The organism is Pseudomonas sp. P7758 (assembly GCF_013386485.1).
Taxonomy (GTDB): Bacteria; Pseudomonadota; Gammaproteobacteria; order Pseudomonadales; family Pseudomonadaceae; genus Aquipseudomonas.
The window spans coordinates 85,351-95,213 of the sequence record NZ_JACARS010000028.1 but is presented as its reverse complement, the minus strand read 5'-3'; the positions used below and the strand labels follow the sequence as shown (position 1 = coordinate 95,213).

General features: G+C 59.0%; 10 protein-coding genes. 9 read left to right on the top strand and 1 reads right to left on the bottom strand.

Features of this window, described 5'->3' with window-relative positions:
• Positions 1 to 93: 93 nt before the first annotated feature.
• The 9 genes from eat (at position 94) to fic (ending at position 9,371) form a co-directional block, all read left to right on the top strand.
• Entirely contained in the window at positions 94 to 1,542 is a 1,449-nt protein-coding gene (gene eat / locus HX873_RS08045) for an ethanolamine permease (RefSeq protein WP_008436523.1), read from the top strand.
• 64 nt (positions 1,543 to 1,606) lie between these two features.
• Positions 1,607 to 3,001 carry an ethanolamine ammonia-lyase subunit EutB gene (locus HX873_RS08040; protein WP_003219393.1) on the top strand — a complete coding sequence of 465 codons (1,395 nt, stop codon included), beginning with the start codon at positions 1,607 to 1,609 and terminating at the stop codon, positions 2,999 to 3,001.
• Positions 2,998 to 3,846, top strand: coding sequence for an ethanolamine ammonia-lyase subunit EutC (gene eutC, locus HX873_RS08035; RefSeq protein WP_177122552.1), 849 nt, complete (start codon positions 2,998 to 3,000; stop codon positions 3,844 to 3,846). The genes HX873_RS08040 and eutC overlap by 4 nt, the downstream gene beginning before the upstream one ends.
• A 92-nt stretch (positions 3,847 to 3,938) precedes the next feature.
• Positions 3,939 to 4,397 (top strand): N-acetyltransferase, encoded by a 459-nt coding sequence (locus HX873_RS08030; protein WP_003219389.1) that lies wholly within the window; start codon positions 3,939 to 3,941, stop codon positions 4,395 to 4,397.
• A 240-nt stretch (positions 4,398 to 4,637) separates the two neighbouring features.
• Positions 4,638 to 5,294, top strand: a complete 657-nt coding sequence (locus HX873_RS08025; protein WP_177122551.1) for a DedA family protein — start codon at positions 4,638 to 4,640, stop codon at positions 5,292 to 5,294.
• A gap of 6 nt (positions 5,295 to 5,300) precedes the next feature.
• Positions 5,301 to 6,131, top strand: coding sequence for a zinc-dependent peptidase (locus HX873_RS08020; RefSeq protein WP_177122550.1), 831 nt, complete (start codon positions 5,301 to 5,303; stop codon positions 6,129 to 6,131).
• Positions 6,132 to 6,224: 93 nt separating this feature from the next.
• A complete protein-coding gene (ppa, locus tag HX873_RS08015; RefSeq protein WP_003219382.1) occupies positions 6,225 to 6,752 on the top strand; it encodes an inorganic diphosphatase in 528 nt (175 codons plus the stop codon).
• A gap of 214 nt (positions 6,753 to 6,966) precedes the next feature.
• Positions 6,967 to 7,743: an XRE family transcriptional regulator gene (locus tag HX873_RS08010; protein WP_177021485.1), complete on the top strand. Its 777-nt coding sequence runs from the start codon at positions 6,967 to 6,969 to the stop codon at positions 7,741 to 7,743.
• Positions 7,744 to 8,249: 506 nt separating this feature from the next.
• The gene (gene fic, locus HX873_RS08005; RefSeq protein ID WP_008436517.1) at positions 8,250 to 9,371 is read left to right on the top strand and encodes a protein adenylyltransferase Fic; all 1,122 of its coding nucleotides are present in this window, start codon (positions 8,250 to 8,252) and stop codon (positions 9,369 to 9,371) included.
• Between the two features lie 123 nt (positions 9,372 to 9,494).
• Here the strand turns inward: fic and HX873_RS08000 are convergent, their stop codons facing one another.
• Positions 9,495 to 9,806 carry a DUF6124 family protein gene (locus HX873_RS08000; RefSeq protein WP_003219377.1) on the bottom strand — a complete coding sequence of 104 codons (312 nt, stop codon included), beginning with the start codon at positions 9,804 to 9,806 and terminating at the stop codon, positions 9,495 to 9,497.
• Between the last annotated feature and the right edge of the window lie 57 nt (positions 9,807 to 9,863).

The following is a 9,863-nucleotide window of genomic DNA, read 5'->3' as shown; positions in this document are numbered from 1 at the left end:
AGCCCGCTCCCACATTTGATCTTCACAAGACCTTGCTACTCATTCGGCTTACTTAAGTAAGCCGGGATAAAACAATAAGAAAGGGATTCCATCATGCCCAGCGAACCGAATGGCGCTCCGGCGTCCGGGTCTTCCGTCGACTTTGAAAAGGTCGGCACCGAATACTTCCAACAACGGGAACTGAAAAAAGGCGCTGCCGGCTGGGTACTATTAGTCGGTCTCGGTGTTGCCTACGTCATCTCCGGCGACTACGCCGGCTGGAACTTCGGCCTGGCCCAGGGTGGCTGGGGCGGCATGTTCCTCGCCACACTGCTGATGGCCACCATGTACCTGTGCATGTGTTTCTCCCTGGCCGAACTGTCTTCCATGATTCCTACCGCCGGCGGCGGCTACGGCTTTGCCCGAAGCGCGTTCGGCCCCTGGGGCGGGTTCCTCACCGGCACCGCGATCCTTATCGAATACGCCATCGCCCCCGCCGCCATCGCGGTGTTTATCGGCGCCTATTGCGAGTCGCTGTTCGGCATTGGCGGCTGGATGATCTACCTGGCGTTCTACATCATCTTTATCGGCATCCACATCTTCGGCGTGGGTGAAGCGCTGAAGCTGATGTTTGTGATTACCGCCGTCGCCGCGATTGCCCTGGGTGTGTTCCTGGTGTCGATGGTGCCGCACTTCAGTGTCGCCAACCTGCTGGACATCCCGGTGACCGAGGCCAAGGGCGCCAGCACTTTCCTGCCCTTCGGTTATGTCGGCGTGTGGGCGGCGATTCCCTATGCGATCTGGTTCTTCTTGGCCGTCGAAGGTGTGCCACTGGCCGCTGAAGAAACCAAGAACCCCAAACGCGACCTGCCCCGCGGCCTGATCGGCGCCATTGTGGTGCTGACCAGCTTCGCCCTGCTGATTTTGGTGATCGCCCCCGGCGGTGCTGGCGCCTACGCGTTGATGGCATCGGGCAATCCGCTGGTGGAAGCCTTGTCCAAAGCCTACGGCGGCTCCACGTGGATGGGCCACTTCGTCAATCTGGTGGGCCTGGCCGGGCTGATCGCGAGCTTTTTCTCGATCATCTACGCCTACTCCCGGCAGATCTTCGCCCTGTCCCGCGCCGGCTACCTGCCGCGCAAGCTGTCGCAGACCAACAAAAGCAAGGCACCGGTACTGGCCCTGGTGATCCCCGGCATCATCGGGTTCGGCCTGTCGCTGACCGGCCAAGGCGATTTGCTGATCCTGGTCGCCGTATTCGGCGCGACCATTTCCTACGTGCTGATGATGGCCGCGCACATCACCTTGCGCATCCGCCGCCCCAAAATGGACCGCCCTTACCGTACTCCGGGCGGCATCTTCACCTCGGGCGTCGCCCTGGTACTGGCCTGCATCGCTGTTGTGGCGGGCTTTCTGGTGGATCCGCGCGTGGTGATTGGCGCCGCGATCATCTATGGAGTATTAATTGCTTACTTTGCTTTCTACAGTCGGCATCACTTGGTAGCAGGCACGCCGGAAGAAGAATTTGCGGCGATCCAGGCCGCAGAGGCCGCCTTGCACTAACTGCCATAAACCTCGACGCGGGCGCTTTACTCACATTCAGCCCGCGTCGACAAGGAGACTCTGTATGGCAAGCTTTTCCCACGCGGTCGGTGCATTGACCTACCGCTTCGACAGCCTCAAGGACGTGATGGCCAAGGCCAGCCCGGCCCGCTCCGGGGATTTTTTGGCGGGTGTTGCCGCCCAGAACGATGGCGAGCGGGTCGCGGCGCAAATGGCCTTGGCCAACATTCCGTTGAAGCACTTTCTCGAAGAAGTGTTGATCCCGTACGAAAGCGACGAAGTCACCCGGCTGATTATCGATACCCACGATAAACAGGCGTTTTCCGTGGTCAGCCACCTGACCGTCGGGGGTTTGCGGGATTGGCTGCTCAGCGACGCGGCCGACGAACAGAGCCTGCGCGCCCTGGCGCCCGGGCTGACACCGGAAATGGCCGCCGCCGTGTCGAAGATCATGCGCGTGCAGGACTTGGTACTGGTGGCGCAGAAAATCCGCGTCGTCACACAGTTCCGCGGCACGATGGGCCTGCGCGGGCGCCTGTCCACCCGCCTGCAGCCCAACCATCCCACCGATGAGCCGGCCGGTATCGCCGCGAGCATTCTTGACGGCCTGCTCTACGGCAACGGTGACGCCATGATCGGCATCAACCCGGCCACCGACAGCATCGCCTCGATCTGCGCGATGCTGGAAATGCTCGACGCGATCATCCAGCGTTATGAAATCCCGACCCAGGCCTGCGTGCTGACCCACGTCACCACCTCCATCGAAGCCATCAACCGTGGCGTGCCGCTGGACCTGGTGTTCCAGTCGATCGCCGGCACCGAGGCGGCCAATGCCAGCTTCGGCATCAGCCTGAGCGTGCTGCAGGAAGGCTACGACGCGGGCCTGAGCCTGAACCGCGGCACCCTCGGGCAAAACCTGATGTATTTCGAAACCGGCCAGGGCAGCGCCTTGTCGGCCAACGCACACTTTGGCGTCGACCAGCAAACCTGCGAAACCCGCGCCTATGCCGTTGCCCGGCATTTCAAGCCGTTTTTGGTGAACACGGTCGTAGGATTTATCGGCCCCGAGTACCTGTACAACGGCAAGCAGATCATCCGCGCCGGCCTCGAAGACCACTTCTGCGGCAAGCTGCTGGGCGTGCCCATGGGGTGCGACATCTGCTACACCAACCATGCCGAAGCCGACCAGGACGACATGGACACCCTGCTCACCCTGCTGGGCGTGGCCGGGATCAACTTCATCATGGGCATCCCGGGCTCCGACGACATCATGCTCAACTACCAGACCACTTCATTTCACGACGCGCTGTACGCCCGCCAAACATTGGGTTTAAAGCCGGCACCGGAGTTTGAACAGTGGCTGGCGAAAATGGGCATCTTCACGCAAGCCGACGGCAAGGTGCACTTCGGCAACAGCCTGCCACCGGCATTCCGCCACGCCTTGGCGCAACTGGGATGAAGAAGGAACCGCCCGTGCACATCGACACCCCGGAAAACAACGTGGACAACCCGTGGCTTGAGCTGCGGCGCCTGACCCCGGCGCGGATTGCCCTGGGCCGCACCGGCACCAGCATGCCTACCGGCGCGCAGCTGGATTTCCAGTTCGCCCACGCCCAGGCGCGGGACGCGGTACACCTGCCGTTTGACCATGTAGGACTCAGCAGCCAACTGGCCGAACGTGGCCGTGACAGCCTGTTGCTGCACAGCGCCGCCGTCGACCGTCACAGCTATCTGCAACGCCCGGACCTTGGGCGACGCCTCAGTGATGAATCCGCCCAGGCCCTGCGGGACTATGCCGCAGCCAACCCGGGCGGTGTGGACCTGGCTGTGGTGGTGGCCGATGGCTTGTCGGCGCTGGCGGTGCATAAACATACGTTGCCGTTTCTTACACGCATGGAGGAACAAACCCACGCTGAAGGCTGGTCGCTGTCACCGGTGATTCTGGTGGAGCAGGGCCGTGTCGCCGTCGCGGATGAAGTCGGCCAGTTGCTCGGGGCAAAAATGGTGGTGATCCTGATCGGCGAGCGGCCGGGGCTCAGCTCGCCGGACAGCCTGGGGCTGTATTTCACCTACAACCCCAAGGTCGGACTCACTGACGCCTACCGCAACTGCATCTCCAATGTGCGCCTGGAAGGCTTGAGCTACGGCATGGCCGCTCACCGCCTGCTTTACTTGATGCGGGAGGCCTGTCGCCGGCAGTTGTCGGGGGTCAACCTCAAGGATGAAGCGCAGGTACAAACCCTCGAGTCGGATGATCCCGACCTGATGAAAGGAAACTTCCTGCTCAGCCCACCGAAGGACTGATCCCTGCACGATTGCGCTTTTTCTCTGCTTTAGGCAGCATCGAGACACGGCCGCTTGTGTGGTCATACCCCATTTGGAAGTTGAGGCCTGGCATGCGGATTACTCAAGCGACCCTGGAACACCTGGACCTGTTGACCCCGCTTTTCGTCAAATACCGCGAGTTTTACGGCGCGCTGCCGTTTCCTGATTCGAGCCGCGCCTTCCTGGAAAAACGCCTGCGCCGCAAGGAGTCCGTGATCTACCTGGCGCTGGCCGACGATGACGACAAGAAACTGCTTGGCTTTTGCCAGCTGTATCCAAGCTTTTCATCGTTGTCCCTCAAGCGGGTGTGGATCCTCAACGACATCTACGTCGCCGAAGACGCACGCCGGCAGTTGGTGGCCGACAACCTGATGCGTACCGCGAAGAAGATGGCCAAGGAAACTCAAGCCGTGCGCCTGCGTGTGTCCACCAGCAGCGACAACCAGGTGGCGCAGAAAACCTATGAGTCCATCGGTTTTCGGGAAGACACCGAGTTCAAGAATTACGTGCTTGCGATCAGCGATGACTGACAACTATTAACCAAACCTCATACATCTGTTGTGGGAGCCCCCTCCCACACTGACGCTGTGTCTACAATCAGATCGAAGTCGCGACATTCCCCGCTACAAAACCAGCACGCTTTTCACAACTCTATCCGTATAATGCGGACCTTTCAGGGTCGTAAGAATTACGCCACAACCTTGTAGCCCTTATTACCCGAAGCCTCCGCACAGGCCCGCTGAGCCAGGCCATTCACACAGGTGCCCTCCATGGATTTCAACCCGCTCGACCTTATCCTGCATCTCGACGTGTACCTCGACATGCTGGTGAGAAACTACGGAGTGTGGATCTACGCCATTCTGTTCCTGGTTATCTTTTGCGAAACCGGCCTGGTGGTCATGCCGTTTCTGCCGGGTGATTCCTTACTGTTCATCGCCGGCGCTATTGCAGCGGGCGGCGGCATGGACCCGATATTGCTGGGCGGCCTGCTTATGCTCGCGGCCATCCTGGGTGACAGTACCAACTACGTGATCGGACGAACGGCCGGGGAACGCTTGTTCAGCAACCCCAACTCGAAGATCTTCCGCCGCGACTACCTGCAAAAAACCCACGACTTCTACGACAAGCACGGCGGCAAAACCGTGACCCTGGCGCGCTTCCTGCCGATCCTGCGCACGTTTGCGCCGTTCGTCGCCGGTATCGCGAAAATGCCTTACCCGCGCTTCTTCGGTTTCAGCGTGTTCGGCACCGTCCTCTGGGTCGGCGGCCTGGTAACCCTGGGCTACTTCTTCGGCAACGTGCCGTTCATCAAGAAAAACCTGTCGCTGCTGGTGGTGTTCATCATCCTGCTGTCGCTGGTACCGATGATCATCGGTGTGTTCCGCAGCCGCTTTGGCCGCAATTCCACCGAAGCCAAGCCGCAGTAACCTGCGATGTGGTCCCTCAGCGCCTGGCGTCGCCGGCGCCTGCTGGCCAAGCACCCGATTGCCGATGAAACGTGGCGGCGGGTGCGCCATCACCTGACGTTCCTCGACGGCATCACTGCCGAGCAAGACCAGTGGCTGCGGGAAGCCTGCGTGGTGTTCCTCGCCGAAAAACACCTCACCGCCCTGCCCGGCGTCGAACTGCACCAGGAACAGCGCCTGCTGCTCGCCGCCCAGGCACAGCTGCCGCTGATGAACCTTGGCGACCTCGACTGGTACCAGGGCTTCCACGAGATCGTGCTGTACTCCGACGACTTCCTCAGCCCGCAGCGCCATCGCGACGCCAGCGGCGTGGAACACGAGTGGGACGGCGAGCACAGCGGCGAAGCCTGGCAACAGGGCCCGGTGATCCTTGCGTGGCCCGGCGTACTGGCCAGCGGCAACTGGGAAGGCTACAACCTGGTCATTCACGAACTGGCCCACAAGCTGGACATGCTCAACGGCGACGCCAACGGCCTGCCACCCCTGCACCACGACATGCGCGTGCAGGAATGGGCCAGCGTCATGCAAAGCGCCTTCGACGACCTCAACCGCCAGCTCGACCGCAACCCTGACGCCGAAACGGCCATCGACCCCTACGCCGCGGAAAACCCGGCCGAGTTCTTTGCCGTCACCAGCGAATATTTCTTCAGTGCCCCGGATTTACTGGTCAGCAATTATCCACAGGTGTACGAGCAACTGAGCCACTTCTACCGTCAGGATCCCCTGGCGCGCCTGCACCAACTGCAGGCCGGCGACGTGCGGTATCAGACGGAACGCCAAGCGCCCTACGACGTCTGACGCATGGCATCGGCGTCAGAATATGCCTATAATCGCCGCCACTTTTAGGCCAATCCGGCCATGTTCCATGGCCAACTACGGGGGCAACGCCCAATGAGCTACAGCAAGATTCCGGCTGGCAAAGACCTGCCGAACGACATCTACGTCGCCATCGAGATTCCGGCCAACCACGCGCCGATCAAATACGAAATCGACAAAGACAGCGACTGCCTGTTCGTTGACCGTTTCATGGCCACCCCGATGTTCTACCCGGCCAACTACGGTTTCATCCCCAACACCCTGGCAGACGACGGTGACCCCCTCGACGTGCTGGTCGTGACCCCTTACCCGGTTACCCCAGGCTCGGTTATTCGCGCCCGCCCGGTCGGCATCCTGAACATGACTGACGACGGCGGCGGCGATGCCAAAGTTATCGCAGTACCACACGACAAGCTGTCCCAGCTGTATGTCGACGTGAAGGAATACACCGATCTGCCGCCACTGCTGCTGGAACAGATCAAACACTTCTTCGAGAACTACAAAGACCTCGAAAAAGGCAAATGGGTGAAGATCGACGGTTGGGGCAATGCAGACGCCGCCCGCGCCGAGATCCTGAAGTCGGTCGCTGCCTACAAAGGCTGATACCGCTATTCGCTCTGAAAAAGCCCCGATTAAACGGGGCTTTTTTTGTGGGAAAAACATAAACATCCGGCTACTTTAATAAACATATTTACAGCAATTGTTTAACTAGCTTAATCAACTAGCAGAATAGTCCTGCGATAAGGAAACACCTACATACAGCAACTCAACGCATGGTTTATTTGATCTGATTTTACGGCCAGTAAACTCTGCGTTTATGAATACATCAGGTGATCGCTTAAGAGCGCTATTACGGGAAGTTCATCTTTCCGCTTCCGACTTCGCCAAGAACCGCGATGTTACGCCTCAACACGTAAACAACTGGTTCAAACGCGGCGTCCCCATGGGCCGGCTCAACGAGTTCGCAGAATTGTTGTGCGTCACCAGCCGTTGGCTGCGCACAGGCGAAGGCCCCAAACATCCACCCGCCAACTACCTGCTGGAAGGATCCGATGCAGACACCTCCCACCGTATCGCCCGCGAGACCAGCGGCAACTACATCACCCACCCGGTCTCGGGCCCGGTAAAAATCGACGTGGAGATCCCCCTCCACCCCACCTTCACCTCGACCGAAAGCATCCGCCTCTCCCTGCACACCCTTGAAGCCATCGGTGTAAGCCCGGAGCGGGCACTCGGGGCCTACATGGTCGGCAACAGCATGATCGACATCATCCAGGACGGAAGTACCCTTGCCATCGACTGTGGCCGCAAACAGATCATCGATGGCGAAATCTACGCGGTAGAGCACGACGGAATGCTGCGGATCAAATACCTCTACAACCGTCCAGGAGGTGGCCTGCGGATGCGCAGCCACAACAGCGCCGAGCATCCGGACGAGTTTTTGACCTATGAGCAGCGGCATGAGCAGAACTTTGAGATTCTGGGTTGGGTGTTCTGGTGGGCGACACTGAATAACCGCCGCCCGCCGGTGCCGCTGGATGAGCATTTATTGGGCTACGAAGGCTCTAAATCGGATCCGGAGCTGGGAAATTGAGGCGAATGTGGGTATTATCCGCCGCACATTTGGCAGGGGGTTGGCGTGAAGCCGGTCCGCCCTGCCTGGCGATGCGGAGGAGTTCCCGCTGATGCCCCTTATCACCTGGGTGTGAGCCTGGGTGAACGATTTGAAGGCTGGTGAGGTTTACCAAAAATAAGCTGAACCAGTCCCCGAGAAGCCGGCCACAAGCCGGCTTTTTAATGCCTGGAAGAAATGCGCTACACCTGCCAGGCATCGAGCTATTTGAGAACGCGCCAACCGCTCCAAGGCACGCAAGCCGTCTTTTCCATCCTCAGGACATTCGCCTGATACGTCGCTAAAAGCCCGTTCCAAGAACACGTTTCGCATACCTGTCGTTACCAACGACATGACATCAAGACGTGTCGCAGAAATCAAAATATAGCGACACGTAGTGCACGCATGTTTACACTGACGCCACGAAAGGGCGCCCTGATGAGCCCCTCTTACCTTTAGACGGATAAGTCAAAGACCGAGCCCCATCCATGACCGCATCCCACCTTCCCTGGCAGGCTGACAAGCCCTACAACCAGCTTCCCACTTTGCCACCGGCAACTGTTCTGGAAACCCATGCAGTGCTCAAACGCTGCATTGAGGCCCGCACAGCCCTGGCCGAATTGAAGCAAGCGGCTGAGCTGATCCCTAACCAGACAATGCTGATCAACACCATTCCATTGCTGGAGGCCAAGGACAGCTCAGAGATCGAAAGTATCGTCACCACCACGGATTTGCTCTTTCAGCATGCTCAGGATGGAGATAGCCACGCAGACCCAGCGACCAAGGAAGCACTGCGCTACCGCAAAGCCCTGCAGAAAGGTTATCAATCGTTGGCCGACCGCCCACTCTCCACCGGTACTGCAGTCGAAATCTGCCGCACGCTTAAAGGCGTGAACATGGATATACGCCGGGTACCAGGAGTCCAGCTAGCCAACGACCGAACCGGCGAGATCATCTATACCCCACCGGAAGGCGAAGATCGCTTACGTGACATGCTCGCCAACTGGGAGCGCTTCCTGCACAACGAGACCGACCTGGATCCATTAGTACGTATGGCGGTTAGTCACTATCAATTCGAAGCCATTCACCCATTCACCGACGGCAATGGCCGTACCGGGCGAGTGCTCAACACCCTGTACCTGATCCAGGAAGGCCTGCTGAATCTACCGATTCTCTACCTTAGCCGTTACATCATTGCCCATAGAGCCGATTACTACCGCCTGTTGCTTGATGTCACTCGCGAACAAGCCTGGGAGCCTTGGCTGCTGTACATGCTCAGCGCTGTGGAAGAAACAGCACGCTGGACTTGTGCAAAAATTGCCGCTATTCGCAGCCTGTCCGAGCACACCACCCAGTTTGTTCGTGAGCAGTTGCCGAAAACCTATTCCCGCGAGCTGGTAGACGTCATTTTCGAACAGCCCTACTGCCGCATCAGCAACGTCGTCGACAAACAGATTGCCCAGCGTCAAGCAGCCTCCCGTTACCTCAAAGAACTAGTCGCCATCGGCGTTCTGCAAGAGGTTCAGGTTGGCAAGGAAAAGCTCTTCATCCATCCCAAACTGATGCAGCTACTCACTCGCGACAGCAATGACTTCAAGCCATACGCCTGAGGAGACCGCTTTAATCCATGGCGATCGTCTGCCGGGATTTCCGCCCCTGAGCCAGGATGATGAGCATTTGGTCAGTAGATCGCAGACCAAATGCATCGCAACCTCAGCGTAGGCTTAAGGTCCTCACCTCGGCTGCAAACAGTCCAGCGCTCGATCCACCACCACCTTCGACATTTCCACCAAATGCATCACCGCCCGCTGTGCGCCATTCAGCGGCTCGGTCGACGCCTGGGCGGTTGCTACGGCGCAATGCAGCAACTCGGCAGCATGGGCCAGCGCATCTTCGAAACTCAGTTCGTCATCGACGGTAAACGGGTTGGGTGAAGGCTGCGCGTCCGGCGCTTTAAGGTAGTGATCGATCACTCGACGCGAGGCATCAGTGTCGCGGAGTAAGGCTTTATGGAATGCGGGTGGATCGGGGGTAACTTTGACCATGGTAAATCTCCAATCAAACATTTGGAGCCACCACTCCTCGCGACTAAACGAAGGCGG

Bases quoted from the DNA above. Each gene is read 5' to 3' on its own strand.
- eat (WP_008436523.1), top strand. From the start codon at position 94: ATGCCCAGCGAACCGAATGGCGCTCCGGCGTCCGGGTCTTCCGTCGAC.
- HX873_RS08040 (WP_003219393.1), top strand. From the start codon at position 1,607: ATGGCAAGCTTTTCCCACGCGGTCGGTGCATTGACCTACCGCTTCGAC.
- eutC (WP_177122552.1), top strand. From the start codon at position 2,998: ATGAAGAAGGAACCGCCCGTGCACATCGACACCCCGGAAAACAACGTG.
- HX873_RS08030 (WP_003219389.1), top strand. From the start codon at position 3,939: ATGCGGATTACTCAAGCGACCCTGGAACACCTGGACCTGTTGACCCCG.
- HX873_RS08025 (WP_177122551.1), top strand. From the start codon at position 4,638: ATGGATTTCAACCCGCTCGACCTTATCCTGCATCTCGACGTGTACCTC.
- HX873_RS08020 (WP_177122550.1), top strand. From the start codon at position 5,301: ATGTGGTCCCTCAGCGCCTGGCGTCGCCGGCGCCTGCTGGCCAAGCAC.
- ppa (WP_003219382.1), top strand. From the start codon at position 6,225: ATGAGCTACAGCAAGATTCCGGCTGGCAAAGACCTGCCGAACGACATC.
- HX873_RS08010 (WP_177021485.1), top strand. From the start codon at position 6,967: ATGAATACATCAGGTGATCGCTTAAGAGCGCTATTACGGGAAGTTCAT.
- fic (WP_008436517.1), top strand. From the start codon at position 8,250: ATGACCGCATCCCACCTTCCCTGGCAGGCTGACAAGCCCTACAACCAG.
- HX873_RS08000 (WP_003219377.1), bottom strand. From the start codon at position 9,806: ATGGTCAAAGTTACCCCCGATCCACCCGCATTCCATAAAGCCTTACTC.